At 58.1% G+C, this 24,894-nt stretch carries 25 protein-coding genes; 11 read left to right on the top strand and 14 right to left on the bottom strand.

What is annotated here, in order from left to right; all coding sequences use genetic code 11:
- Positions 1-63: 63 nt before the first annotated feature.
- Complete coding sequence (locus tag IE087_RS06150) at positions 64-939, top strand: DMT family transporter (protein WP_189368441.1); 876 nt, start codon at positions 64-66, stop codon at positions 937-939.
- On the opposite strand, the gene IE087_RS06145 is transcribed toward IE087_RS06150, so the two are convergent.
- From IE087_RS06145 to IE087_RS06135, 3 genes are read right to left on the bottom strand one after another with little or no spacing between them, the layout of a single operon-like run.
- Positions 936-2,333, bottom strand: a complete 1,398-nt coding sequence (locus IE087_RS06145; RefSeq protein WP_189369279.1) for a protein adenylyltransferase SelO — start codon at positions 2,331-2,333, stop codon at positions 936-938. The genes IE087_RS06150 and IE087_RS06145 overlap by 4 nt on opposite strands.
- A 32-nt stretch (positions 2,334-2,365) precedes the next feature.
- Positions 2,366-2,815 (bottom strand): GNAT family N-acetyltransferase, encoded by a 450-nt coding sequence (locus IE087_RS06140; RefSeq protein WP_189368440.1) that lies wholly within the window; start codon positions 2,813-2,815, stop codon positions 2,366-2,368.
- On the bottom strand, positions 2,812-3,753 hold the full coding sequence (locus tag IE087_RS06135) for a nucleoside hydrolase (RefSeq protein ID WP_189368439.1): 942 nt from the start codon (positions 3,751-3,753) through the stop codon (positions 2,812-2,814). The genes IE087_RS06140 and IE087_RS06135 overlap by 4 nt, the downstream gene beginning before the upstream one ends.
- Before the next feature lie 119 nt (positions 3,754-3,872).
- Here IE087_RS06135 and IE087_RS06130 point away from each other — a divergent pair, with 119 nt between their 5' ends.
- Positions 3,873-4,742, top strand: coding sequence for a hypothetical protein (locus IE087_RS06130; protein WP_189368438.1), 870 nt, complete (start codon positions 3,873-3,875; stop codon positions 4,740-4,742).
- Here the strand turns inward: IE087_RS06130 and mazG are convergent.
- Complete coding sequence (mazG, locus tag IE087_RS06125) at positions 4,729-5,550, bottom strand: nucleoside triphosphate pyrophosphohydrolase (protein WP_189368437.1); 822 nt, start codon at positions 5,548-5,550, stop codon at positions 4,729-4,731. The genes IE087_RS06130 and mazG overlap by 14 nt on opposite strands.
- Before the next feature lie 63 nt (positions 5,551-5,613).
- Here mazG and IE087_RS06120 point away from each other — a divergent pair, with 63 nt between their 5' ends.
- From IE087_RS06120 to IE087_RS06105, 4 genes are read left to right on the top strand one after another with little or no spacing between them, the layout of a single operon-like run.
- A complete protein-coding gene (locus IE087_RS06120) occupies positions 5,614-6,780 on the top strand; it encodes a M20 aminoacylase family protein (protein WP_189368436.1) in 1,167 nt (388 codons plus the stop codon).
- Positions 6,780-7,748 (top strand): agmatinase, encoded by a 969-nt coding sequence (gene speB, locus IE087_RS06115; RefSeq protein WP_189368435.1) that lies wholly within the window; start codon positions 6,780-6,782, stop codon positions 7,746-7,748. Before IE087_RS06120 ends, speB (IE087_RS06115) begins: the two co-directional genes overlap by 1 nt.
- Positions 7,738-8,685 (top strand): agmatinase, encoded by a 948-nt coding sequence (gene speB / locus IE087_RS06110; RefSeq protein ID WP_189369278.1) that lies wholly within the window; start codon positions 7,738-7,740, stop codon positions 8,683-8,685. Before speB (IE087_RS06115) ends, speB (IE087_RS06110) begins: the two co-directional genes overlap by 11 nt.
- 39 nt (positions 8,686-8,724) lie before the next feature.
- Positions 8,725-9,141, top strand: a complete 417-nt coding sequence (locus IE087_RS06105; RefSeq protein ID WP_189368434.1) for a DUF1499 domain-containing protein — start codon at positions 8,725-8,727, stop codon at positions 9,139-9,141.
- Here the strand turns inward: IE087_RS06105 and IE087_RS23485 are convergent.
- Positions 9,079-9,369 (bottom strand): hypothetical protein, encoded by a 291-nt coding sequence (locus IE087_RS23485; RefSeq protein ID WP_229801291.1) that lies wholly within the window; start codon positions 9,367-9,369, stop codon positions 9,079-9,081. The genes IE087_RS06105 and IE087_RS23485 overlap by 63 nt on opposite strands.
- A 62-nt stretch (positions 9,370-9,431) precedes the next feature.
- Here IE087_RS23485 and prfA point away from each other — a divergent pair, with 62 nt between their 5' ends.
- The 3 genes from prfA (at position 9,432) to IE087_RS06090 (ending at position 12,084) form a co-directional block, all read left to right on the top strand.
- Entirely contained in the window at positions 9,432-10,481 is a 1,050-nt protein-coding gene (prfA, locus tag IE087_RS06100; protein WP_189368433.1) for a peptide chain release factor 1, read from the top strand.
- Between the two features lie 17 nt (positions 10,482-10,498).
- On the top strand, positions 10,499-11,314 hold the full coding sequence (prmC, locus tag IE087_RS06095; RefSeq protein ID WP_189369277.1) for a peptide chain release factor N(5)-glutamine methyltransferase: 816 nt from the start codon (positions 10,499-10,501) through the stop codon (positions 11,312-11,314).
- 203 nt (positions 11,315-11,517) lie between these two features.
- Positions 11,518-12,084: a DUF4167 domain-containing protein gene (locus IE087_RS06090; RefSeq protein ID WP_189368432.1), complete on the top strand. Its 567-nt coding sequence runs from the start codon at positions 11,518-11,520 to the stop codon at positions 12,082-12,084.
- 53 nt (positions 12,085-12,137) lie between these two features.
- Here IE087_RS06090 and rsmA read toward each other — a convergent pair whose 3' ends face one another.
- From rsmA to lptF, 6 genes are read right to left on the bottom strand one after another with little or no spacing between them, the layout of a single operon-like run.
- Positions 12,138-12,980: a 16S rRNA (adenine(1518)-N(6)/adenine(1519)-N(6))-dimethyltransferase RsmA gene (gene rsmA, locus IE087_RS06085; RefSeq protein WP_189368431.1), complete on the bottom strand. Its 843-nt coding sequence runs from the start codon at positions 12,978-12,980 to the stop codon at positions 12,138-12,140.
- Positions 12,977-13,939: a 4-hydroxythreonine-4-phosphate dehydrogenase PdxA gene (pdxA, locus tag IE087_RS06080; protein WP_189368430.1), complete on the bottom strand. Its 963-nt coding sequence runs from the start codon at positions 13,937-13,939 to the stop codon at positions 12,977-12,979. Before pdxA ends, rsmA begins: the two co-directional genes overlap by 4 nt.
- Positions 13,936-15,165 carry a peptidylprolyl isomerase gene (locus IE087_RS06075; RefSeq protein WP_189368429.1) on the bottom strand — a complete coding sequence of 410 codons (1,230 nt, stop codon included), beginning with the start codon at positions 15,163-15,165 and terminating at the stop codon, positions 13,936-13,938. The genes pdxA and IE087_RS06075 overlap by 4 nt, the downstream gene beginning before the upstream one ends.
- Positions 15,162-17,345, bottom strand: a complete 2,184-nt coding sequence (locus IE087_RS06070; protein WP_189368428.1) for an LPS-assembly protein LptD — start codon at positions 17,343-17,345, stop codon at positions 15,162-15,164. Before IE087_RS06070 ends, IE087_RS06075 begins: the two co-directional genes overlap by 4 nt.
- 1 nt (position 17,346) lies before the next feature.
- Positions 17,347-18,444, bottom strand: coding sequence for an LPS export ABC transporter permease LptG (gene lptG / locus IE087_RS06065; RefSeq protein ID WP_189368427.1), 1,098 nt, complete (start codon positions 18,442-18,444; stop codon positions 17,347-17,349).
- Positions 18,441-19,568 (bottom strand): LPS export ABC transporter permease LptF, encoded by a 1,128-nt coding sequence (gene lptF, locus IE087_RS06060; protein ID WP_189369276.1) that lies wholly within the window; start codon positions 19,566-19,568, stop codon positions 18,441-18,443. Before lptF ends, lptG begins: the two co-directional genes overlap by 4 nt.
- Before the next feature lie 161 nt (positions 19,569-19,729).
- Between lptF and IE087_RS06055 the strand changes: the two genes are divergently transcribed.
- Positions 19,730-21,202, top strand: coding sequence for a leucyl aminopeptidase (locus tag IE087_RS06055; RefSeq protein WP_189368426.1), 1,473 nt, complete (start codon positions 19,730-19,732; stop codon positions 21,200-21,202).
- A gap of 1 nt (position 21,203) precedes the next feature.
- The gene (locus IE087_RS06050; RefSeq protein WP_189368425.1) at positions 21,204-21,659 is read left to right on the top strand and encodes a DNA polymerase III subunit chi; all 456 of its coding nucleotides are present in this window, start codon (positions 21,204-21,206) and stop codon (positions 21,657-21,659) included.
- Between the two features lie 10 nt (positions 21,660-21,669).
- Here the strand turns inward: IE087_RS06050 and IE087_RS06045 are convergent, their stop codons facing one another.
- The 3 genes from IE087_RS06045 to IE087_RS06035 all read right to left on the bottom strand — a co-directional run bounded on the left by IE087_RS06045 (position 21,670) and on the right by IE087_RS06035 (position 24,852).
- Positions 21,670-22,251 carry a retropepsin-like aspartic protease family protein gene (locus IE087_RS06045; RefSeq protein WP_189368424.1) on the bottom strand — a complete coding sequence of 194 codons (582 nt, stop codon included), beginning with the start codon at positions 22,249-22,251 and terminating at the stop codon, positions 21,670-21,672.
- Positions 22,252-22,282: 31 nt separating this feature from the next.
- A complete protein-coding gene (locus IE087_RS06040) occupies positions 22,283-22,906 on the bottom strand; it encodes a MarC family protein (RefSeq protein ID WP_189368423.1) in 624 nt (207 codons plus the stop codon).
- 98 nt (positions 22,907-23,004) lie between these two features.
- The gene (locus IE087_RS06035; protein ID WP_189368422.1) at positions 23,005-24,852 is read right to left on the bottom strand and encodes an ABC-F family ATP-binding cassette domain-containing protein; all 1,848 of its coding nucleotides are present in this window, start codon (positions 24,850-24,852) and stop codon (positions 23,005-23,007) included.
- Positions 24,853-24,894: the final 42 nt, after the last annotated feature.

The following is a 24,894-nucleotide window of genomic DNA, read 5'->3' as shown; positions in this document are numbered from 1 at the left end:
CCGAACGGGGGGGAATGTTCATGGCCGATTGACATTGACCTTTAAACCAGACGTTGTGCGGCCATGACTCGTAAGGCGCATATTGACCTGATCGGCGCCGTGGCGCTGACGTTGTTTTCGCTGAACCTGGGGTTCAATCAAGTCGTTATCAAAGTGTCGAATGCGGGATTTCAGCCTGTCTTTCTGGCTGGTTTGCGCTCGCTTGGGGCGCTTGTGCTGCTGGGGCTTTGGATGTGGGCGCGGGGGATATCCTTGCGGTTGCCAGCCGAGGGCAGGACGGGCGGCATCATCGCTGGGCTGTTGTTCGCGGTTGAGTTCATCTGCCTGTTCATTGCTTTGGACCTGACCAGTGTCGCGCGGACGTCGATCCTGTTTTACTCCATGCCTGTTTGGCTGGCTTTGGCTGCACATGTGCTCCTGCCGGGCGAACGGCTGAATGGCGTGCGCCTGATCGGCCTTGCCTTTGCGATGGGCGGCGTCGTGCTGGCGCTAGCGGATCGTGATGCGGGGCAGGGCAATTTGTTGGGAGATGTCTTTGCGTTGGGCGCAGCGCTGTGCTGGGCCGGTATTGCCCTGTGCGTGCGGGTCACGCCGTTGAGCCGTATTCCGGCTGAACAACAATTGTTCTGGCAATTGCTGATCTCGGCGCCGGTTTTGCTGATCCTTGCACCGGCTTTCGGTCCGCTTTTGCGCGACCTGGAGGTGATCCACGTTGTCGGTCTTGCCTATCAGATCGTGTTTATCGCGAGCTTCGGGTTTCTGTTCTGGTTTTTCCTGATGAAGATTTATCCGGCATCGGGAGTCGCGTCGTTCAGTTTTCTGTCGCCCGTCTTTGCTGTGGTCCTTGGTTGGTTGATCCTTGGTGAAGACATCACCGCCACCATCTGGGCGGCACTTGCCTTGGTGGCTGTTGGACTGGTTCTGATCAACAGGAGTTAAGTGCCGCAGAACGTGGCTGGCACAATCTCGTCCTGCATTGGTGGGCGGCGCAGATCGTGAAAGCCGTCTGGCAGGTCGTACGGCGTTGCCAAAGCGGTCATGAGCCTTTCGAAGGGGTCCATATCGCCAGACACCGCGGCCTCGATCATCGTTTCGATCCGATGGTTGCGCGGAATGATCTGGGGGTTCGTGCGTTGCATTAAATCCGTGTCGGGGTTGCGCTGCGCCCAGCGTTTCGCCCATGAGTCAAATGCGTCACGATCAGTGAACTGATCGCGGGTTTTATCTGCGTGCAGGGTTGCAAACGTGTTGGTAAAATCGGCGCCATCGGTCTGCATGAGGTTCAGGAGGTCTTCGATCAGGGGCTGATCATCGGCAGTGACATCTGCAAGTCCCAACTTGGCCCCGAAGCGGCGCAACCACGCATCTTCTAACTGCTGCGGCATGGCGTGAACGATGGCCGTTGCATCTTGGACGGCTTGATCCTTGTCTTCAAACAGCTGGATCAATGCCGTGGCCAACTGCGCCATGTTCCAGACCGCGATGCGCGGCTGGTTGCCAAATGCGTAGCGCCCCATCTGGTCGATAGAGGAGAACACGCGGCCCTCGTGGAACGCATCCATAAATGCGCATGGCCCGTAGTCGATCGTTTCACCCGAGATCGTGCAGTTATCCGTGTTCATCACACCATGAATGAAGCCGACAGACATCCATGCAGCGACAAGTTCGGCTTGGGCGGCACATACAGCGCTGAGCAAGCCCATGGGGCCGTCCGCGTCCGGGTGATGGCGCGCGATGGCATAGTCGGCCAATGTGCGTAGCTCGTCGATCTGCCCGCGATGGGCAAAGATCTGGAAGGTTCCGACGCGCAGATGGCTGGATGCGACGCGTGTGAGGACAGCGCCGGGCAGGGCCCCTTGTTCGCGGTACACCGGCTCGCCCGTTGCGACAGCCGCAAGTGCGCGCGTTGTTGGAATGCCAAGGGCATGCATGGCCTCGCTGACCACATATTCGCGCAAAACCGGGCCCAGCCACGCCCGCCCATCGCCCATGCGGGAATAAGGGGTGGGACCTGATCCCTTGAGCTGTATGTCGCGGCGCTGACCATGGGTGTCGACCACTTCACCCAACAGGATGGCACGCCCGTCGCCAAGTTGCGGGTTATAGTTTCCGAACTGGTGTCCGGCATAAAGCTGCGCCAGCGGTGCCGCGCCGTCAGGGACGCGGGAGCCTGCAAAAACGGTGGGGTCGGTGCCTTCTATCCCTAGGTCGGCAGCAAGTTTCTCGTTCCACGCCAGCATTTGCGCGTCTTTGACGGGTGTCGGGTTGAGACGGCTGTAAAACCCACTTGGGAGGGTCGCGTAGCTGTTGTCGAAAGGGATGTGCATGCTCATGGTCATGAGATAGGCGGCCACGCACCGCGTGACTAGAGCATACGTGTCATCAGATGGTAGCCATCGCGCAAACGGAAGCCGGCCCGTGCATAGAGACGCTGTGCGGTGGTATTGTCGGCGGCGACTTCCAGATGCAAGGCTTTGACCCCTGCACCCCCCAAAGCGCGGGGCAGAGCCAAGAGCACCTCGGTGGCAATGCCGCGACCGCGCACGCCGGGTCGAATGAATATCTCGTCAATGAATCCATCCATCCCACCGAACTCGATTGACCAGCCAAAGGTGACCACGACGTACCCAATCGGTGCGCGCGGTGGCCCAATCAAATATGCGGCCCCTTGCGGGATACCGTCCAGCAAAGGTTGCAAACCGGCTGCCCGTGCGTCATCGGACAGCGATATTCCTTCCTCTGCGTGAAACGCGGCGACAAGCGCATCGAGACGAGAGAAATGCTCGGGGGTTGCGAGGGTAAGGGCCGCGCTCACAGCCGGGCCAGCCGTTCGGTCAACATGTCAAAGAATCCATCGGCGTCCAAATCACCAATGAACAACGCATTGGCAGGCCGATCTGTCACACCCCACCAGTCGGCGACGGTCATTCCCATGGTCAAATCCGAAGTCGTCTCGACTTCGACATTGATATGCCGTCCGGTGAACAGGTCTGGTCGGATCAGGTACGCGGTGACACACGGATCGTGCAGAGGTGCGCCTGCTGATCCGTATTTCTCCTTGTCGAAGCGTTCGAAGAAATCCGTCATCTCGGCCACGGCAATGCCGACAGGCGTACCCAGATTCCGAAAGGCATCATTGCGTGGTTTTGTGACCAGCGCCTTGTGGGTGACGTCCAAGGGCATAACCACTATGTCGATGCCGCTTTTGAACACAATATCAGCGGCTTCCGGGTCGACGTAGATGTTGAATTCGGCTGCGGGCGTAATGTTGCCAACTTCGAAATACGCGCCGCCCATCAATACGATCTGTTGAACCTTTGGAATGATATCCGGAGCACGTTGAAAGGCTGTGGCGACGTTTGTCAGTGGACCCAGCGGACATAGGGTGATGGTGCCTGTGTCGTGAGAGCGTATCGTTTCGATGATGAAATCGACTGCATGCTGGTCTTGCAAGGGCATTTCGGGATCTGGCAGGTTTGGCCCATCCAAGCCGGTTTTGCCGTGGACATGTTCCGCTGTCACGAGATCCCGCCCAAGTGGTCGGTCGCATCCGGCGTACACAGGTACATCGGTTTTGCTGGCCAGTTCGCAGACAATGCGTGCATTTTTGGCCGTCAGGTCCAGAGGCACATTGCCTGCAACAGCCGTTATGCCCAGGATGTCCAAGTCTTCGGGGCTGGCCAACGCCAGTAAAATCGCAACCGCATCATCCTGTCCCGGATCCGTATCAATGATAATTTTGCGCGGTGCCATGATTTCTCCAGCTGATTTCCGCGCAACGTGGCCTCTTTGGCAACTCTTGTCCAGCAGCCGCGAAGAGCGTTGCGCAAAACCTTGCGTGACACATAGTGGCTGGCGTAATGGCAGGAATTATGGCTGACGCTCCGATCTATATCCACGCTGGCGCGCATCGCACCGGCACATCGTCCTTTCAGATGTGTCTGCACGAGAATTGGCGGGCTCTGGATCAGGAAGGATGGACATCGGCCTATCCGGGTCGTGATGGCAACCCTTCCGGTGAGTTGGCACTGCGCCTTCCGTCCGGGTACCGCGTGGATCCGGCGGCAGCAGCCGCCAAGGCTACATTGGGTTTGGATGCCTACCGGGATGGCCGCCCGGTTGTTCTGTCCGAAGAGAACATTCCCGGTCGCATGTTTCACTTCCTTCAAGGGCAGTTCTATCCGTTTGCGGAGATGCGTTGCACCGCCCTCCGGGCGGCATGGTCTGGTCCTATCGCCCATGTGCTGCTGGTCGTACGACCTTACGATCAATTGTTTGAATCAGCGTACCGCAAACGCGCGGAAGACAATGAAATGTCCGACTTTCGCGATGCCAGCGAACACTACATGAATATGGACAGGGGCTGGCCCGAATTGGTGCAACTGATGCAGGAAATTCTGCAACCCGACGCTCTGACTGTTGTGCCCTACGAGGTTCGGGGAACGAATTTGGATTTGCTCCGACGGCTTGTTCCCGGCCTTTCCACAGATGCATTGATCGAGCCACAGGGCAAGGTGAACCAGAGTGCCACAGATGCGGCTCTTGATGCGCTTCAGGTTCGTTATCGGCGCGGCGAGACTTTGTCGCGCAAGGAATGGCAGGCTGTCATTCGCGAGCATTCTGCTGCAAAGCAAAAGACCGGTTTTGCTTCGTTTGGAGAGGAAGAAAAAGCTGAACTCTCAGCGAGATATGCGTCTGATTTGAAGCAGATTGAATGGATGACGAATGTCAGCTTTGCCTAGCGTGTTCAGTCGCCTTTGCTTCATCCCATAGCTTGTCCATCTCTTCGAGTGTACTGTCTTGAGGGGTGCGTCCCTGACGTGCCAGCGCGGTTTCAATTGCCGCAAACCGACGTGTGAATTTCGCGTTTGTTCGGCGCAAGGCTTCTTCCGGTTCAACTTCCAGGTGTCGGGCCAGATTTGCGACGACGAACAAAAGGTCGCCCATCTCGTTCACAACGTCTTCGTGGTCCATTGTGTCACGCGCTTCGACAAGTTCCGCGGCTTCTTCCTTGAGTTTGTCGAGAACTTGTGTCGTCTCCGGCCAATCAAAGCCAACCCGCGCGGCGCGTTTTTGAAGCTTCACGGCGCGCAGAAGGGCGGGCAGGTTGGGTGCCACGCCGTCCAGCGCACCTTGCTGCGCCTTTCCAGCGCGTTCGGCGGCCTTGATGGCTTCCCAGTCACGCGTTTGTTGTTCGGCTGATTTGTCACGAGATTCGTCGCCGAAGACATGAGGATGACGGTCCACCATCTTGTTCGAGATGTTTGTCACCACGGATTGAAAGCTAAAGTGTCCGGCCTCTTCCCCCATCGCCGTGTGGTACACCGACTGCAGCAGCAGATCACCCAACTCACCCTCAAGCTCATCCCAATCCTCGCGCTCAATCGCATCCGCCACTTCGTAGGCTTCTTCGATGGTGTAGGGCGCGATTGTGCGGAAGGTCTGCTCGATGTCCCAAGGGCAGCCTGATTGGGGATCGCGCAGGCGGCGCATGATCTCGAGAAGCCTCTCGATACCCGCCGTTTGATCGTGGATCAGATCGTCACCCATTGCAGCCCCTCGCGGTTTCAGGTTTGCTGACATGTGACGTATCTCAGGGATCGGAGTCCACCCATGGCCATCATCAACCGCATCGGCGATCTTGCGCCTGACATGGCCGCATGGCGGCAGCACCTGCATTCGATCCCCGAACTGTCTTTTGACTGTCCCAAGACGTCAGCCTTCATCAAAGAGCGGTTGGCCGAGATCGGTGTGGACGAGGTCCATGCGGGCATTGCGCAAACAGGTATCGTTGCCATCATCAATGGCAAGGGAAATGGCCCAACGATAGGCTTGCGCGCGGATTTCGACGCTTTGCCCATCGAAGAGGAAACCGGCGTCGACTATGCGTCGACCCATCCGGGCAAAATGCATGCCTGTGGCCATGACGGGCATACGGCGATGTTGTTGGGGGCGGCAAAATATCTGACCGAAACGCGAAATTTCTCCGGCCGTGTCGCTTTGATCTTTCAACCTGCTGAGGAAGATGGCGGCGGGGGCGAGGTTATGGTGCAAGAGGGCATCATGGACCGTTTTGAGATTGGCGAGGTTTACGCCATCCACAACGCTCCTGGCAAAGACTTCGGCAAATTCCATACGCGGGGTGGGCCGATCATGGCAGCGGCGGACACGTTCCATATCAATGTAACGGGCAAGGGCGGGCATGCAGCGCGACCCCATGACACTATTGATCCCGTTGTTGCTGCCTGTGCCATTGTTACCGCCTTGCAGACCATCGTGAGCCGCAACCACAAGCCACTGGAGCAATTGGTCATTTCCACAACCCAAATCCATACCGGTACAACTGACAACGTGATCCCTGAGACCGCCTACATCAACGGTACGGTCCGCACGTTCAGCAAAGAGGTGCAGGCCATGGTTATGCGGCGCATGGAGGCCGTTGTTGAAGGCACTGCCGCTGCGTACGGGTGCGAGGCGAAGCTAGAGCTCGAGTTTGGCTATCCCCCGACGGTAAATGACGCTGACAAGGCAACCTTCGCGGCGCGCATCGCCGCCGATGTTGCGGGCGAGCCAGGGGTTGATCCAGACGTCGAACCCGTAATGGGCGCCGAAGATTTCTCGTACATGCTGGAGGCGCGCCCCGGTGCCTATCTGATGCTGGGGCAGGGGGACGGCGCAGGCGTGCACCATCCCAAGTACAACTTCAATGACGAGATTGCCCCCATAGGCGCCTCTTTCTTTGCGCGCCTCGTCGAAACAGCGCAGCCTGTGGGGCGCTGATGGCACTGGAAGATGCAAAAACCCAGATGGATCATGCGTTCACGCGCGAAGACCCACGTGGACCATCATTCGAACTAACCTTCGGTGGGGCGACATCCTTTTTGCGGCGGCGCTATACCAAGGATTTGACGGGTGTGGACATCGCGGTGACCGGCGTGCCGTTTGATCAGGCGGTCACGAACCGGCCCGGCACACGGTTGGGGCCCCGGGCGATCCGTGAGGCATCGAGCCTGCAGGCACCGGACGCACCCTATGGTTGGCCGTTTGACGTGCTCAGTGAGCGCACGATCATCGACTATGGTGACGTTGCCTTTGACTACGCCAACATCCCGGCCTTTCCGGACACTCTTACCAGCCATATTCGCGGTATTCTGGATGCGGGTGCAGCCAGCGTGGTGCTTGGGGGGGATCACTACATCTCTTTCCCGATCCTCAAGGCCTATGCTGAGAAACACGGGCCGATGTCATTGATCCAGATTGATGCGCACACGGACACATGGGCTGATGATGACATGAGCCGGGTGGATCACGGAACTATGTTCTACAAGGCGGTCAAGTCCGGCATCGTTGATCCCGCAACGTCGGTTCAAATTGGCATTCGTACAACGAACGAGGACACACTTGGCGTCAACATCATCGACGCCCCCGAATTCCATCGCATTGGGCCTGCTGCGGCGGCCGAGCGTGCGCGTCAGATCGTTGGCGACAGGCCCGTTTATCTGAGTTTTGACATCGATGGCCTTGATCCTGCCTATGCCCCCGGTACGGGAACGCCGGTATGGGGTGGCTTGAGCTCGGCACAGGCTGCTGCATTGCTGCGCGCGCTGGCTGGCATCAATATCCAGGGAGGCGATGTGGTTGAAGTGTCGCCGCCCTTTGACACGACCGGGGCGACAGCGATTTCGGGCGCGCATGTGGCGACCGAAATTTGCCAGCTTTTGGGATGGAGGATGCGCGGTGGCGCCTAAGAACCAACCGCTGAGCGGCAACGATCTGGCTCGGTTCTCGGGCCCCAATACATTCATGCGCTTGCCTTTCGCGAACGAGCTGCAAAAGCTGGACGTGGCCGTTCTGGGCGTGCCGATGGATATTGGCACGTCCTGGCGGTCGGGCACACGGTTTGGCCCCAAGCAAGTCAGGTCAGAATCGGCCATGATCCGCCCCTACAATCTGCAAACCGGGGCGGCACCTTTTGACAGCCTCCAAGTGGCGGATATTGGTGACCTGGCCATCAATACGTTTTCCCTCAGTGACAGTTTGCGCATTATTGCAGAAAGTTACGGGGCGATATTGAATTACGACGCGGTCCCGCTGGCGATCGGTGGAGATCATTCGATAACGCTCCCCATTCTTCGTGCAATAGCCAAGCGGCACGGACCAGTCGCGCTTATTCATGTGGATGCCCATGCGGATGTGAACGATGAAATGTTCGGCGAGCGGGAAACTCATGGCACCGTCTTTCGGCGCGCCTATGAAGAAGAGCTGATCCAACCGTCCAAGGTTTATCAAGTTGGGTTGCGTGGGACTGGATATACGGCCGAGGATTTCACGGAGGCCCAGGGATGGGGGTTCCAACAATTTCCGGCGCATGAGTTGTGGGGGCGTGACTTGAGCCAGCTCGGCGCTGAGATCAGACGTGATATCGGTAATCTGCCAACCTATGTCACCTATGACATAGACAGCCTTGACCCGGCTTATGCCCCGGGTACAGGCACACCTGAGATCGGTGGCTTGACGACCCCGCAGGCAATGCAACTGATACGCGCGTTCAAGGGGTTGAATATAGTCGGCTGCGATCTGGTTGAAGTCTCACCGCCCTATGATACCTCGGGCAACACCGCTCTGACCGGGGCCAATATTCTGTACGAACTGTTGTGCATCCTGCCCGGTGTTACCTTCCGTTAGGTGGGAAATGTCCGGATCGGGAAATATTGAAGGAGTGAAATGAAGTTTGTCATGTATGTATTTGTTTTAATTTGTGTCCTTCTGGTTGGATTGCTTGTTTTTGTTCGCTTGGCACCGACAGAGCCCACGCGGTGGCATCAGCCCGTTGCCGAGACGAACAGTCAGAACATGATGGGTGGTGCCATCCGCGTTGAGCAGGCCGATGAGGCCGCGTTCGTCCGCGTTGACGCTGCTGCGCGTATGCTGCCACGCACTCGGGTTATCGCCGGCTCTGTTGATGATGGACGGGTGACCTATGTCACCAGATCCAAATGGATCGGTTTTCCGGACTATACCACCATTGAGTACAGTGGTGGCGTGCTGAAACTGCACGCCAGATTGCGGTTCGGTCGCTCAGATTTTGGCGTCAACCGGGAACGATTGGAGCGGTTGCTGGTCGCCGCCCAAGAGGGATGAGCTCAGGCACCCTTCCTGGACTTCACGCCACATAGGCGAATTCAACGACATTTGGCATTGAGCCATAAACATGCGACCGTCTACCTGCAGGCAGATAGTTTGACCGAGTTCGATGCGTGCTCCTGATTTGTCGGTGCAATAGCATTCAACCGTTTTGCCAGATGGAGAGGTAACATCCGCAAGCGTCGGGCTTGCCATAAGTAGGAATATCAAGGTGTTGCGTAGCATGGACGACATTATAGCATAGCGTGCCCCTTGACCAATACCCTGCCTTGGATCAAACCGGCGTTATGATCCCCCATGACCGCCTTTTACAGATCAAACAGCGCTTTCAGTACCTTGAGGCCGCCATGGCCGATGGGTCAGGCGACATCGCCGCGTTGGCCAAGGAGTATTCCGACCTCAAACCTGTCGTTGATCAGATCGAAGCCTATCAGCAGATCGTTGATGACATGGAAGAAGCCGAGTTGATGCTGTCCGATCCGGACATGGCGGAACTGGCCGAAGAAGAGTTGCCGCGGCTCAAGGCCGCGTTGCCAGATGCGGAGGCCGCTTTGCAACTGGCGCTGTTGCCCAAGGATGCAGCGGACGCTCGACCCGCCATGCTGGAAATCCGCCCGGGTACGGGTGGGGACGAGGCAGCACTTTTCGCCGGAGACCTCTTGCGCATGTACCAGCGCTATGCCGAAGCGCGGGGCTGGAAAATCGACATTGTTGAAGAACAAGCCACCGAACTTGGCGGCATCAAGGAAGTTGTGGCCCACATCACCGGCGATAACGTCTTTGCCCGCATGAAGTATGAAAGCGGGGTGCACCGTGTGCAGCGGGTGCCAACCACCGAAAGTGGCGGGCGCATCCATACCTCTGCCGCGACGGTTGCGGTTCTGCCCGAGGCTGAGGATGTGGACATCGAAATTGCGCCCCAGGATATTCGGATAGACACCATGCGATCGTCGGGCGCCGGCGGGCAGCACGTGAATACGACCGACAGTGCGGTGCGCATCACGCACCTACCGACTGGTATCGTTGTGACAAGTTCCGAGAAGTCGCAGCACCGCAATCGGGACAAGGCCATGCAGGTGTTGCGGGCACGGCTTTATGATCTGGAACGGTCACGCGTGGACAGTGAACGGTCGGCTGATCGGGCCGCGCAAGTGGGGTCTGGGGACCGGTCCGAGCGTATTCGTACCTACAACTTTCCACAGGGTCGCATGACGGATCACCGGATTAATTTGACGCTCTACAAGGTGGATCAGGTGATGCAAGGCGATCTGGACGAGGTGATCGATGCGCTCACCGCCGATGCCCAGGCCCGCCTGATGGCCGAGATGGGCACGTGACCACCGCCGCCGAAGCCATGGTGGCCGCCACGGCCCGGCTGCGCGCGGCGGGTGTGCCGGATCCTGCGCGGGATGCACGCGTGTTGCTGGCCCATGCTGCGCAGGTGGATGCCGCACGGGTTACGTTGATTGCGCCGGAAGACATCGCGCCCGATATTGCGGATCGCTATGATCACTTGATCGCCTTGCGTGCTGTTCGAGTGCCGGTCAGCCACCTGATCGGCGAGCGGGAATTCTATGGGCGCCGCTTCAAAGTCAGTGCCGATGTACTGGATCCGCGTCCAGAAACTGAAACGGTCGTCGAAGCAGCGCTGACCGAAGACTTTGAACGCGTTCTGGACCTTGGCACCGGGTCAGGTTGTCTGCTTGTGACCCTGCTGGCCGAGCGTGTTAAGGCGCATGGTGTGGGGGTCGATCTGTCTGAAGCGGCCTGTCTGCAGGCTTCCGCCAATGTTGCGTTGCATGATCTGGCGTCGCGCGCGCAGATCAAACAGGGGGACTGGTTTGATCCGGTCGAAGGGCGTTTCGACCTGATTGTCGCGAATCCTCCATATCTGTCGGCCTTCGAGATGGAGGAGGTGTCGCCAGAGTTGCGCGATCACGAACCGCGCATGGCATTGACAGATGAGGGCGATGGGCTGTCGGCCTACAGAGCCATTGCCGACGAATCCGGCAGCTATCTGACGGCCAATGGTCGCGTTCTATGCGAGATTGGATGGCAACAAGGCGATGACGTCCGCGCTATTTTCGAGCGCGGCGGATGGGGCACTGTGGACGTGTTGCCAGACCTTGATGGTCGTGACCGTGTCATTCTTGCGCGAAATCCGGCATGAAACGACCAAAAATAGCGAAATTTTGGCATTAACCCTTGTCGGCGGGCCATGTCCGTGCTTATTCAGTTGTCAGACGCGGTTGCATTGGCTTCGGCCTCGCAACAGCGTCCCATCCACAAGATCGCCAAGAGACTGTGACACGCAACCAAGATGATGCGGCACGAGCGATCATAAAGAGTTATGCCAGAGAGCCTTATATTCCTATGAAGTCTTCGAGATCACGGTCCCGGTCCAAGAACAACCGCAACCGCAATTCCGGTGGGGGTGGCGGCAACGTCGTCAACCGCGTGTTCGACAGTTCCGGCCCCGAGGGAAAGGTCCGTGGGACGCCTCAGCAGATCATCGACAAGTACAACCAATTGGCGCGAGATGCGCAATTGTCCGGCGACCGTGTTGCAACCGAGAACTTCCAACAGCACGCGGAACACTATTTGCGGATGCTGGCCGAAGCGCAGCGCGAAATAGAAGCGCGCCGGGAAGAGCAGGAGCGCCAGAACCGTGAGCGGCAAGCAGAACGGGATCGCGAGCGTGCTGCGCGACAAGAGCAGGAAGCGAATACCGATCCAGCGCAGGCCCCGCAGCCGGATGTCGTGGAAACGGCGGCAGAGTCGGGTTTGGTTGAAACACCGGAAAGCCAACCCAAGCCCAAACCAAAATCGACGCGCAGCCGGTCACGCAAGCCCAAGGCAGAGCCTGCCGCCGAACAGCCGGAGGCACCGCAACCTGATGCGGATGGGTCCGCGCCCGAGGCGCCTGAAGCAGCCGAATGAACGGTATGTGATGCTTGGATTTGGGGCGTGCCACGAGCGCGCCCTTTTTCGTTTCAACCTTTGGCCACTTCGCGTGCAAGAGCGCAAAATCCTTCGAGCGGCACCTGTTCTGCGCGATCTGTAGGTTTGATTCCGGCCGCGGTCAGTCGATCCTCGATATCGGGTGCAGTACCTTTCAGCGCGGCGCGCAGCATTTTGCGCCGTTGGTTGAAAGCAGCGGCGACAACACGGCTCAGGACGGTTGCATCCGCCTCGAACCTTGGTCCGGACAGGGCATCCAGATGCACGACTGCACTGGACACTTTCGGCGGCGGCGTAAATGCACCCGGTGGCAGGGACATGACGATCCGGGCGTCTGATCGCCACTGTGACAATACGGCCAGGCGGCCATATGTCTTTGAGCCAGGTTGCGCGACGATGCGTTCTGCAACCTCGCGCTGAAACATAAGTGTCAAAGACTGCCAGAACGGCGGCCAACGCGGTGGGGTGAGCCACCGCACCAAAAGCTCTGTTCCTACGTTATAGGGCAGGTTCGCTGCAACCCTTATCGGGGGCGTCAGATGAGCGAGCGGATCAATCTCCAGCGCGTCCCCTTCAATCACCTGCAACTGACCTGGATAGCGATGCGCGATTTCCGCGAGGGCAGGCAGGCAGCGCGCATCCTTTTCAATAGCAAGAACCTTGCGTGCACCTTCGGACAGCAAGCCTCGGGTCAAGCCACCGGGGCCGGGGCCAATCTCGAGCACATCGGATTCGCTCAAATCTCCGGCCTGACGTGCAATTTTGGCCGTCAGGTTCAGGTCCAGCAGAAAGTTCTGCCCAAGCGACTTGCGTGCGCTCAGCCCATGGGTCGCGATCACCTCGCGCAGTGGGGGCAAGTCGTCAATGGCGCTCATGTGCCGCCTGCCATTTGATGGGCCAGTTTGATGGCTTCGATCATGCTGGTGGGGTTGGCCATGTCGCGCCCTGCAATGTCAAAGGCAGTGCCGTGATCTGGCGAGGTGCGGATTATGGGCAAACCCAGTGTCACGTTCACGCCGCGATCAAAGTCCAATGTCTTGATGGGGATCAGCGCCTGATCGTGATACATGCAGACCGCAGCATCATAGCGCTGACGTGCCGCGGCGTGAAACATCGTATCTGCAGGCCATGGACCAGTGACATCGATGCCGGCCGCTGCGATCTCGTCAACCAGTGACGCGATCCAGTCCATTTCCTGTGTGCCCATGGCACCCCCTTCGCCCGCATGCGGATTCAAGCCTGTAACAGCTATGCGCGGCTCTGGGATGTGGAACTGATCACGCAGGGACTGCGCGGTGATCATGATCGTCTGGCGCAGCAGGTCAGGCGTCAGAGCCTCGGGCACGTCCTGAAGACCTATGTGGATAGTTGTCGGAACGACGCGCAGCGTTTCCGAGGCCAGCATCATCACGGGGCGGGGGGCCTGTGTCAGAGCGGCCAAGTATTCCGTATGGCCGGGATAGGCAAAGCCTGCGCCATCCATCAGGACTTTCTTGTGGATTGGAGCCGTACACAGCGCAGACGCTGAGCCGCAAGTCACCAAATCGACACCCCGGGCGATTACGTCAATGACGCCTTGCGCGTTCTCCAGGTTGGGTTGGCCCGGAATAGTGTCCGCCGAAAACGCGTGGGGCAGGACAGGGAACGTTTTCGCGCCGATAGCGTCCGTGCATTGCCCAACCTCGGTCCAAACCGTGCCATGGGGCAGATGGCGAGGATCGCCGATCCACACCATCGGCACCTCATCCCGAAGTGCCTGCCAAGCTTTGGCTGCGATTTCCGGGCCGACACCTGCGGGTTCACCACAGCAGATGGCGACAGGAGATGATGTCATTCGAAAATGCGTATGTCGGCTTCTGCGCGCAGGTCTGCAAGGAGCGTATCAGAGAACGCGTTCAGACGCTGATTGCGCAACTGGTTGGCAATAGCGCCGCGGTCGATCTCCTGATCTTCCTCTAAGGCTGGTGTGCGGCCGCAGAGCATCAGGAACACAAGGGTATTGCCGCCCGCTCGGGTCAATGCCGTCGATACTTCGCCCGGGTCGAGCTTTGACAGCTCGATGGCGATGTCATCCGGGATTTCCTCTGGTGGCAGACTGCCGCGATCCAGCAGATTTTCAGGCTGGCCCCGCGCGATACCATAAAGGTCGTCGCAGCGATCAACCCGCGCTGAGATTGCCCGAGCGCGCTCCAAACCTTCCGGACTACGGCCGCCATCTATGTAGTAGGCTGCATATTCGATTGCGGAAAAAGTCCGTTGAGGCGCTTCTGTTTCGCGGATGTCCCGCAGTTGGAAAAGCGCCACCGCGTTGGGAATCTGCAATGGGGCAGTTACTTGACCTGGTCCCAGGCCCAAAAGCAGCGGACGCAATACGGGCGGAAGGTCACTGATAGGTGTCCAGGGCAAGCGACCGCCTGCACCCCGCGACGCTGTCGCAGAGAAACGGCGCGCAAAATTCGAAAACTCGGCTTCCGAAGTGGTCTGGGCAATGATTTCGGCCTGTTCCAGTACCTGTTCTGCCTCGTTCGGCGGAGCGGGAATGATGATTTCCGAGACCAGGACCTCGATCCCGGAATTGCCTCGTGCACTTGCGACGGCGCGGTCAATTTCGCGATCGTCAATGCGTACCCGGTTTCCGTAACGGGCGCGGATGTAATCGCGCCACACCAGTGACACGTTTACAAAATCTCGAAACGTTTCTTCCGCGATGCCTTCGCTGGCCAAGCCCTGAACGAATTCCTCGGTTGAAAGATCAGCACGTGCCGCAAAGTCACTCAAACCCTGTGCCAACTCTTCTGGTGTCAGAACGATGCCAGCCTGGCGTGTTTCCGTTTCACGCAGGCGATCCCGGATCAGTTCATTGATGACTTCCGTTCGACTGCTGCCGCTGGCCCCCAGAACCCGCAGAAAGCGCTGACGTTGCTGCACTTCAAATTCAGATATAACAACCTGATCCACCTGAGCCACAGGGGCAAAGAGGTTTTGTGCAGATGCCTGAACTGTACACAGTGCAAGGGCACATGCCGCAATCACTGACTGCCGAATTGTTCTACCGCTCATTTCGCCCGCTTTCCGCATGATCGTGTTTCTACCCGGTCGCCGGTGTTGACCGAAAACCCGCGCAAGGACACTGATAACCCCAGAGTGGTCGAGGGCTCAAGAGTCGTTGAGTCCGCGAAGCTGCGATTGATAGACAAGCCCACCCGCACACATTCATTTGAATAGGCAATTCCGGCACCGGCTGTGGCTGCTCGGCCTTCCTCCAGATCGTACCGCCAATTCGCGTTTGCCGTCCAGAAACGGTCAATCTTGTACGCGCCGTCAAACGTTACTTCACCAATGGGCGAGGGCAAATCGATGTCTGTGTCTTCAGATATCCAGATATAACTGCCGCCAACATATATCTGATTATTGCTCCAAGCGCCCCTGATCTCCGCCTTGGCCACGTCAAAGCTTTCATTGAACAAGGTGCGACCTGACATGGCAAACCCACCGTCTAGCTCAATTTTCCCGGCCAGCAGGAAATCCGACGTCGTGCCCGACAGTCCCGACGTATCGTTGAAATCAGCCTGCGCCTCTTCCCGCAGCACCTGTGCCGCAGTCAAAGTTGCAGTCCAGCCGTTGGGATCAATGCGTGCCCAAGTTCCACCATACGCGACCGCCCAGCCGCGCTCTCTTCTATCTGGTGCGGGAAAGCGGCTGAGCGACAGAAGGTTGCCCTCGTCAAATTCGACCCGGGTGCTCTCTTCATTCGGGACATTCAGGCCATCACCGCCTACCCACGACAGCTGCACCAGAGGTTCAAAGAACTGTCGCACCCCATTTTTGCTGCGGCGAACAAGCGGGTAGCGCAAGGTCACTCCGACTTTGGGTGCAATGCCGCTGTCTTCGTCAAAGGTGATGTCGTCGCTGACCCGGATGATGTCGCCAGCAAGTCCCAGGTCGGTTTGAACTTGCAGACCACCCAACTGATACGTGCGTATCCATTCCGCCTCAAAATTGAATCGCAGGACATCCCGCCCGTCAACAATACCGTCGCCATTTGCGTCAAAGTTCACATTCGACGGGCGCTCGTGCCCATGCGCTGCAGCGGACAAGCGTACCTCGCCACCAATTAGACTTGGGTGGAATCGACGTTCGTAGAGGACATCAATAACGTCCGATGGTAGCAAATCGTCATCTTCATCGTCCCTAAGCGACTTGAAATTGACGTAAGACAGTTTGATGTACTCGTCGCGGCGCGTCCTCGATACTTGAATCGAGCTGTCCAGCCTGTCTCTGCCGAAAAAACCGTAGTCGTTCAGATAGGCATCGTCCGACACTGACTCAAGATCGAATTCCAGTATGTAACCACGATTCAACGCAAATTCGCCCGCCGCAAAAAAGTAGCCGCGCCGGTCATTTGGCTGCAGGTCGTCATCAGAGTATGCACCCTGCAAAATAATGCGGCCCCGCTTGAACGCTTGCCGATACCGAAATTCAAGCGTTCTGGTTTTACCTGTGAGGTAAGGGGTCAGGGTTAAGTCCCTATGGTCGCCGAGCTTAATGAAGTAGGGGATCCTCAAACCTGTACCCAGGCGCGAGTTCGAACGGATTTCGGGAAACAGGAAGCCGGTTGCCCGTGCTAAGGTTGGGTCTGGAAGTCGCAGGCGCGGAAAGTACAGAATTGGTATGTTCCGGACGCGGAGCTGGGCCCCGTCGAAGTAAAGCTGGCGTTCCTCCCGATCATGCACAACCCGCTTTGCTCTGATTTGCCAAAGTGGTGGACGAGGATCATTCTCACAAACGCGGCAGGATGTGGCGGCTGTTTTGTAAAGCTGGGTGTAACGTCCACCGACCCGGTTCATTTGCACCGATGCCAGTTGCAATTGTTCATGCAGAACAAGCCTCGCGCCTTTCAAAAGGCCGTCTTGAAGATCTTCACTCAGCTCTGCCTGGCTGGCAAGTATGACAATGCCGGCACCATCATTAATCACAATGGGTCCCGTAATGGTCAGAGTGCCAGTGTCGGAATTGTACTCAATGGCTTGAGCGCTGAGACGTGTTGTGCCCTGAAAGGCTTCAACATTGCCGCGCGCGATCAATCGGCGATCTGTGGTAATTTCGACATCATCAGCCACAAGGACGGCAGGCGGTGTTTGAACTGCAGGTGCATCGGGCTGTGCCTGTGCGGTGGCGTATCCCGTTGTCCCCAACAGAAGAAGTGCCACTGTGACGAGGTTTTTGATGATCAAACGCATGTCAGCCGTCTTCTGCTTGCAACAGCAGCCCTAGGGCCAGCAGAATCGAGGCAACAGGTGGCGCCCATGCTGCAAGCAGCACGGGTATCTGGCCGTTTTCGCCCAATATCTGCGCAAAGCTCCGGATGAAGTACAAACCAAACCCCAGCAACACTGCAGCCAGCACAGCTGTGCCGGTGCCCCCGAAACGGGTATGGCGCATCGTGAATGAAGCGGCAACCAGAACCATGCCCATCAGAAAGATCGGGCGCGCAAGTTCTGCTTGCATCCAGACCAAATGTTTACGCGCTGAAAATCCGGCTTGTTCCAATTGTGCGATGAAATCAGGCATGTCCCAAATCGATACGCCGGCTGGGGTGCCGAGACGCTCACGTATGCCGTCCAGTGTCAGGGTAGACGGGATTTCGAGAATAGGCTGCTCAACGGCACTAGCCTCGGGATTTATGCCGGTTGTGAGCGGCCATGCCTTGGCGTTGCGAAGTGACCACGCTCCATTGCTCAGCGCTGCACTCCCAGCCTCGATTCGCCGAACCGGTCCGCCTCCAGGTGCATATGCAATGAATGTCACATCGTAGAGTACAGAGGCATCTGCATTGGACCGCGCAGCGCGGATAACCGTCTGGCCGGTCTCTCCGCCTTGTCGCAACCACAGACCTTCTTTGGAAATGGATACAGCCGATACGCCGCCTGACCGGTAGGTTTCAGCAAGAACGGCATATTGCTTGGACGTCGCGGCAACGATCGGGCCCAGAGTGGTTGTCGCCAGAACACCAATAGCGATTGAAACAACTACCGGACCAATCAATGCACGCATTGCGGATCTGCCCGCCGCGCGCGTTACGACCAGCTCGGATGACCGGGCGAGTGACACAAACAGCGCGACCGTGCCAAGTATCATGATCAGAGGCAGAATTTGGTTCAGTGTTTTCGGCACGTTGAGCAGTGTCAAACCAATCCTTTGCCCAAAGCCAACTCCAAAATCTGCGAACTCCCGGGTTTGATCGATGAGGTCAACAAGAATGACCAGCGCGGTCAGCACCGAGGCGATCATGAGCAAAGCCAATGCAAAACGTCGTGCGAAATATAAGTGCAGGATCATGCGACACGCTCCCGCACTTTGCGCAACCTGAGGCCCCCGCCAGACGAGTACCGAAGCAACCCAGCGGTCAGCGCCAAACCTATGACCGAGGGGGTATACAGGATCGGCCACATATGTGCGTCTGCCAACACGGGTGCAGACAACGTGCTGCGCATTCCATCCAGTGCAATCAGCAAGAGGAAAGCGACGACGATCTCGCGCCAGACCCCAAAACGCGAGTATCCGCCAACTAGAAGAGTCGCAAAGCCGATCATCGCGGTGACAAAGCAAAATGCGGCGCGGGCAAACCGACTGTGCAATTCTTCAGCAATCGCACCAGTTGTCGTACCCAATGTTTCGGCCAGCTCTTCCCAGTTCTTCAGCAGCGCATCGGTACGCAAGTACTGAAGGGACGGCGCGACTTGCTCGCTTGATGTCATCAATGGTGAAATGTCGAATGAGAAGTCCTGGAACTTGGCCGTTGAAAGGCGATTGTCAGAGGTTGCAAGGCGCTGCGCCAATCCGTCCACCATGATCAGCGATGTGCCGTCTCCGTTGCGTATCAGGTACGCTTCGGCGGCGGTGTAGATCATACGCTCGTTCGGAGCGCGACGATCTGCAAGAAAAACGTCCTGCAAAACGCCATCCTCTCCGATTGCACGCGTGTAAAAGGTGACACCGGGCGCCGGGCTCAGGAACGTGCCCTCTGTTAACAGCCGCGAGGTGACATTTCGGGAGATTTCGACTTCGCGTTCCGACAGTTGCTGACCGGCGACAGGGACAAGTATGTGGCTTAGCACAGACATCATCAGTGCCGAAATCAAGCCGAAGATGGCCACCGGACGCGCCAACCTCCATGGAGACGACCCGGTCGCCTGCATGACGGTCAACTCGCTTTCGTTGTTCAAGCGGTTTGTCACGTAGACTGCGGCAGCGAAGGTTGCGATCGGAAGAACAGTGGTGATCAGGCGTGGCAGTCCCAGGGCTGAAAATTCGAGAAACACCAATGCGGTTTGTCCGTCACCGATAAGGCGATCAAACAATTGCACCGCCCGGTTGATCCAGAAGACGGCCACCAGCACGAGGGCGAAAAAGCCAAAGAGCCACAGAAGCTGTGACAACATATAGCGGTCGAATTTGACCAAGTGCCCCCCGGTTGTGTTTTTTCGTAGCATTGGAACGCGGCAGCGTGTGCCGCGAACCTACCTCAACGGATCGACGGGGAAAACTCCTAAACTGTCCATTGTGCTGGTCACTCCGGCGGCGCCGGGTTACGTCTGTCTGAAACAAACATCCGGAGCATATGATGACTGACCTGACCCATGTCACCTTCACCGCCACTGATCTTGACGCCATTGCCGGGCACGAGGGGCGAGTGGCAGTGATTGTCACTCCCGAAGGCAAGTTGGAGCAAAGCGCGCGCCGTGTGAACCGGCTCACCAAGGGGGCAGTTCAGCGGTTCGTGGACAGCGAAGGGTTTGAGAAGATCAAGGCGGGGCAGGTGACGACATTCGATTGGCCGGTGGGTCTGGCGGCTGAATCACTCGACGTGATCTGTTTGGCACGCAACCATTCTGTCGAAGACGCACGCAAAGCCGGTTCAGCCCTCGGAAAACTGCGCGGTGGAAAGGCTATGCTGCTTGCCGTCGACGGTGCGCGTCGCGTCGCCGAGATGGTGTTCGGGCTGGTGATGCGTGATTATGATTTTTTGGCTCACAAGACCGATGCCGAGGTCAAAGATACGGGTGTGTCGGTCATGTGCTCAAAACCGGACGAGGCCGAAGCAGCGGCCGCGCCGCTTATGGCAATTGCGGACGGCACCTTCATGACGCGCGACCTCGTCAACGAGCCAGCCAACGTGCTTACCACAACTGAATTCGCCAATCGCCTGGCCGATATGAAGGACCTCGGACTCGAGGTCGAGGTTCTGGAAGAGGCCGATCTGGAGCGACTGGGCATGCGCACGCTTTTGTCCGTGGGGCAGGGGTCAGATAGCCCATCCAAAGTCGTCGTCATGCAGTGGAAGGGCGGAGCCAAGGATGCTGCACCGTTGGCGCTGGTTGGCAAAGGTGTTGTATTCGACACCGGTGGCATCAGCTTGAAACCCGCGGCGGGCATGGAAGACATGACCATGGATATGGGTGGTGCCGGTGTGGTCGCAGGCACGATGCGCGCGCTCGCCAAACGCAAGGCCAAGGCGAACGTGGTCGGCTTGGTTGGGTTGGTCGAAAACATGCCGTCCGGCAATGCGACCCGGCCCGGAGACGTCGTGACCTCAATGAAAGGCGACACGGTCGAGATCATCAACACGGATGCCGAGGGCCGCTTGGTGCTGTGTGATGTCATGTGGTACGCGCAAGAGCGCTTTGAGCCTGCTGGCATGATTGATCTGGCGACACTGACCGGCGCCATAATCATTGGCTTGGGACACGAGAACGCGGGCGTGTTTTCCAACAATGATGACTTCTGCAATGCCTTCCTGAAGGCGGCTGACAAAGAGCAGGAAGGTGCGTGGCGCATGCCGTTGGGCAAAGCCTATGACGATCTGCTGAAGTCGCGGATTGCGGATATGAAAAACATTGGTGGACGGCCAGCGGGCTCGGTCACTGCGGCGCAGTTTCTGCAACGGTTTGTCAAAGCTGAAACACCTTGGATTCATCTGGATATTGCAGGTGTGGCATCGGTCAAGTCGGCGACTGCATTGGCACCCGCAGGTGCGACCGGCTGGGGTGTGATGGCATTGAGCCGTCTTGTGGCAGACAGTTACGAGACGGAGTGACATGGGGGCTGCCTATTTCTATCACCTGACGCGGCGCCCACTTGAGGACACGCTGACCATGCTTTTGGGCAAATCCCTGCAAGCGGGTTGGCGTGTGGCTGTGCGTGGGCCGGATGTCGGTCGCTTGGGCTGGCTGGATGAAAAGCTGTGGCTGGGCGCTGACGAAGGCTTTCTGCCACACGGGTTAGCCGGTGGGCCGCATGATGCCGATCAGCCGGTCTTGCTGACGACCGGACCTGCGCCCAACGGGGCGACGTGCGTGATGAGCATAGATGGGGCTGAGATCACTGCTGATGAGGTGGCACAACTGGATCGGGTCTGTGTGCTTTTTGACGGGAATGATCCTGCTGCGCTGGACGTGGCCCGGGGGCAGTGGAAGGCACTAAAGGAAGCATGCGCATCCGCGCAGTATTGGTCCGAAGAAAGTGGCCGGTGGGAAAAGAAGGCCGAGACCTGATCTTGGCCGCCTAGCGGCTGAGCGTCATTTCCCCACCTTCGATTTCAATCCGACCCCAGCGTTGCAGATATCCCATGCCCAGCAGGGATTGATCAAGCGCACCATCATTCACGACGGCAGGCACGTTGGTGTCTTCATGCGGGCCGATGGCGACCGTATCAAGACGAACCGGCGCTGTGCGCACTTCCCCGTTCGCAGTGGCGGCACGACCAAGGAAGTTCAGGGTTGCCGGATCCAGTCCTGCGGCAGCAGCGTCGGCTCTGTTCAGCACGATATCCGTTGCACCTGTGTCGACGATAAAGTCGGTCGACTGACCGTTGATGTCGAGCGTCAGGTAGTAGTGGCCGTCAAAGCTGCGGGGAATGGTGATGGTGCCGTTATCGTCAAATCGCGTTTGGTTTGCGAGCAAATCGTCCTGGATATCGCCCCAAAGACCGACCACCGCGATCGCTCCGATGAAAATCAGCGCCCAGATCGCTGCCATCTGCATCGTTTGGCCGAGTTTGAGTTTCGATGTCAGAAGAAACCCGCCCCCCAACACCAGCGCGAAAGTTCCAAGGTAGATCAGTTGTGCAATGCTATCGCCGCTCATGTGCTACATATATACCAAGTGTCCGGGTTTGTTAGCCCGGCATCAGCCCGAAATTACGCAGGCCATCCAAGACAAATTGAACCGAAAGCGCTGCAAGCAACATACCCAGGAGCCGGGTGACAACGGTGATCCCAGTCTTTCCCAGCGCGCGTTCAAGCATGCCTGACGCAAGAAAGAGCAACAGGCAGACGCCCAAAACCAATGCGGTGATCGCCAACACCAGTGCCAACCCTTCAACTCCGGGTTTTTGGCCAGTCAGGAGGATGACAGACGCGATGGCGCCGGGACCAGCGATCAGCGGGATAGCGAGGGGAAAAACGGATGGATCATTATGATCATCGTCCTCGGCTTGATCCTCGCGGCGCTTGGTGCGCCGTTCGAACAGCATGTCGAGGGCGGTGAGAAAGAGCAGGACGCCTCCGGCGACCCGGAACGCTGGCATGGAGATGCCAACAAAACCCAGCACCGCTTCGCCAAACAGGGCGAAGACGATCAGGATGATCATGCCGATTGCGCACGCGCGGAGCGCGATTGCCCGCCTTTGCCGCTCGGGTACGCCTTGGGTCAGGGCCACAAAAAGAGGGGCGAGGCCGATGGGATCGATGACCACGAACATGGTCACGAAAGCGGTGATGAGGAAAGCGGTATCGATCATGTTATTGCCAGAATGTGCGCCACTGGCGCGTTCCTTTTGTTTTGAATGAGGGGCGCTGCCCCTCAAACTCCCCGAGGTATTTTGAGCCAGAAGAAGTATCAGGCCCGTTCGGCTGTTTCGAGTTTTTCCAGATCTTGCATCCAGATGCTTTCGGCACGGTCAAGCGCGTCCATCACTTCGGCATATTTCTTTTGCCAGATTTCCATTTCCGAGATGTTTTCATCTTCGTAGAGGTCCGGATCAGCCAGCTTGTCGGCCAGCTTGTCCCGCATCTGGTTCAGCTTTTCTACACGCGCCTCGGATTTGCGCACTTCAGAACGCAAGGCGAGCATTGCGTCGCGACTGGGCTTTTTGGCCTTGGGGGCTTCGGTCTTAGCCTTTTTTGCGGGTTTGCCGTCGCTGAGCAGCAGCTTGCGGTAGGCTTCGAGATCGTCCTCGAACGGTTTGACTGTGCCGTTCGACACCAGCCACAGCCTGTCCGCTACGAGTTCGAGCAGGTGCATGTCATGGCTCACCAGGATCACGGCACCCGTATAGTTTGTCAGCGCTTCGACCAGCGCCTCTCGGCTTTCTATGTCGAGGTGGTTTGTAGGCTCGTCCAGGATCAGCATGTGAGGGGCGTCCAGCGTGGCGAGCAAGAGGGACAGACGTGCTTTTTGCCCACCGGACAGTTGACCGACCAAAGTATCGGCCTGTTCCGCCATCAAACCAAAACCCGACAGCCGCGCCCGCCATTTGGCGGGCGTTTCAGCAGGCCGTTCGCGGCGCAGGTGATCCAGCGGCGTTTCGTCCCCGTGCAACTCGTCCACCTGGTGCTGTGCGAAGTAGCCGATCCGCAGTTTGGACGATTTGGTCATCTTGCCGGACATGGAGGGCAAGCGATCACTCAGCAGCTTGGATAGGGTGGATTTGCCCTGGCCGTTCTTGCCCAGAAGCGCGATGCGGTCGTCCTGATCGATCCGCAGGTTCAATTTGGACAGGATTGTTATGTCGCCATAGCCTGTGCTGGAGCCGTCGAGGTGAATGATGGGCGGCGACAGTTCTTCGGGGTTTGGAAAGTCGAACCGCTTGAGCCCCGCCTCCTGCGGGGTTGTGATGGGCTGCATCTTGGACAGTGCCTTGAGCCGTGACTGCGCCTGTCGCGCCTTGTCGGCCTTGTAGCGGAACCGGTCGACATAGGACTGCAGGTGGGCGCGGCGCGCTTCCTGTTTCTTGGCCTGAGCTGCAGCCAGTGCCAGCTTTTCGGCTCGTTGTCGGGCGAACTGATCATAAGGGCCCTGATAGTAGGTCAGCTTGCGGTCTTCGAGGTGCAGGATACTGCCGACGGCGCGGTTCAGCAGGCCACGGTCGTGGCTGATGATCACGACGGTGTGGGGGTATTTGGCAAGGTATGTTTCCAGCCACAGCGCCCCTTCGAGGTCGAGATAGTTGGTGGGTTCGTCAAGCAGCAGCAGGTCTGGCTGGGCAAAGAGCACAGCGGCGAGTGCGACACGCATGCGCCATCCGCCTGAGAAGTCGGCGCAAGGCTTGAGCTGTTCGTCGTCGTCAAAGCCAAGGCCTTTGAGGATCGTAGCTGCCCGTGCCTCAGCCGACCAAGCGTCGATATCGGCCAGACGCGTCTGGATTTCGGCGATGCGGCCTGCGTCATCGGTGTCCTCGGCCAGCAGGGCAGCGCGTTCCGTGTCTGCCGCGAGAACCGTATCGATCAGGGATGTGTCAGAGGCTGGGACCTCTTGCGCCACGCCGCCGATACGAGCGCCGGACGGCAGTGCGATATCGCCAGATTCCAACGCCAGTTCCCCCCGGATCAGGCGAAAGAGCGTGGTCTTGCCCGTGCCGTTGCGGCCGACGAGGCCAACCTTGTGACCGTCCGGGATGACGGCGCTTGCCCCCTCGAAAAGGGGGCGGCCCGCAATGGCGTAGGTGATGTCAGAAATCCGCAGCATGGCGGCGCTCTAGCAGAGGGGGCAGGGGCGTGCTAGCCCCTG

It is taken from the genome of Tateyamaria omphalii, assembly GCF_014651375.1.
Taxonomy (GTDB): Bacteria; Pseudomonadota; Alphaproteobacteria; order Rhodobacterales; family Rhodobacteraceae; genus Tateyamaria; species Tateyamaria omphalii.
This window is presented reverse-complemented; position numbering and strand designations above follow the sequence as displayed.

Excerpts from the sequence above, each read along its gene's own strand:
- IE087_RS06150 (WP_189368441.1), top strand. The coding sequence starts at position 64 with ATGACTCGTAAGGCGCATATTGACCTGATCGGCGCCGTGGCGCTGACG.
- IE087_RS06145 (WP_189369279.1), bottom strand. The coding sequence starts at position 2,333 with ATGAGCATGCACATCCCTTTCGACAACAGCTACGCGACCCTCCCAAGT.
- IE087_RS06135 (WP_189368439.1), bottom strand. The coding sequence starts at position 3,753 with ATGGCACCGCGCAAAATTATCATTGATACGGATCCGGGACAGGATGAT.
- IE087_RS06130 (WP_189368438.1), top strand. The coding sequence starts at position 3,873 with ATGGCTGACGCTCCGATCTATATCCACGCTGGCGCGCATCGCACCGGC.
- mazG (WP_189368437.1), bottom strand. The coding sequence starts at position 5,550 with ATGGGTGACGATCTGATCCACGATCAAACGGCGGGTATCGAGAGGCTT.
- IE087_RS06120 (WP_189368436.1), top strand. The coding sequence starts at position 5,614 with ATGGCCATCATCAACCGCATCGGCGATCTTGCGCCTGACATGGCCGCA.
- speB (WP_189368435.1), top strand. The coding sequence starts at position 6,780 with ATGGCACTGGAAGATGCAAAAACCCAGATGGATCATGCGTTCACGCGC.
- IE087_RS06105 (WP_189368434.1), top strand. The coding sequence starts at position 8,725 with ATGAAGTTTGTCATGTATGTATTTGTTTTAATTTGTGTCCTTCTGGTT.
- IE087_RS23485 (WP_229801291.1), bottom strand. The coding sequence starts at position 9,369 with ATGCTACGCAACACCTTGATATTCCTACTTATGGCAAGCCCGACGCTT.
- prfA (WP_189368433.1), top strand. The coding sequence starts at position 9,432 with ATGATCCCCCATGACCGCCTTTTACAGATCAAACAGCGCTTTCAGTAC.
- prmC (WP_189369277.1), top strand. The coding sequence starts at position 10,499 with ATGGTGGCCGCCACGGCCCGGCTGCGCGCGGCGGGTGTGCCGGATCCT.
- IE087_RS06090 (WP_189368432.1), top strand. The coding sequence starts at position 11,518 with ATGAAGTCTTCGAGATCACGGTCCCGGTCCAAGAACAACCGCAACCGC.
- rsmA (WP_189368431.1), bottom strand. The coding sequence starts at position 12,980 with ATGAGCGCCATTGACGACTTGCCCCCACTGCGCGAGGTGATCGCGACC.
- pdxA (WP_189368430.1), bottom strand. The coding sequence starts at position 13,939 with ATGACATCATCTCCTGTCGCCATCTGCTGTGGTGAACCCGCAGGTGTC.
- IE087_RS06075 (WP_189368429.1), bottom strand. The coding sequence starts at position 15,165 with ATGAGCGGTAGAACAATTCGGCAGTCAGTGATTGCGGCATGTGCCCTT.
- IE087_RS06070 (WP_189368428.1), bottom strand. The coding sequence starts at position 17,345 with ATGCGTTTGATCATCAAAAACCTCGTCACAGTGGCACTTCTTCTGTTG.
- lptG (WP_189368427.1), bottom strand. The coding sequence starts at position 18,444 with ATGATCCTGCACTTATATTTCGCACGACGTTTTGCATTGGCTTTGCTC.
- IE087_RS06055 (WP_189368426.1), top strand. The coding sequence starts at position 19,730 with ATGACTGACCTGACCCATGTCACCTTCACCGCCACTGATCTTGACGCC.
- IE087_RS06050 (WP_189368425.1), top strand. The coding sequence starts at position 21,204 with ATGGGGGCTGCCTATTTCTATCACCTGACGCGGCGCCCACTTGAGGAC.
- IE087_RS06045 (WP_189368424.1), bottom strand. The coding sequence starts at position 22,251 with ATGAGCGGCGATAGCATTGCACAACTGATCTACCTTGGAACTTTCGCG.
- IE087_RS06040 (WP_189368423.1), bottom strand. The coding sequence starts at position 22,906 with ATGATCGATACCGCTTTCCTCATCACCGCTTTCGTGACCATGTTCGTG.
- IE087_RS06035 (WP_189368422.1), bottom strand. The coding sequence starts at position 24,852 with ATGCTGCGGATTTCTGACATCACCTACGCCATTGCGGGCCGCCCCCTT.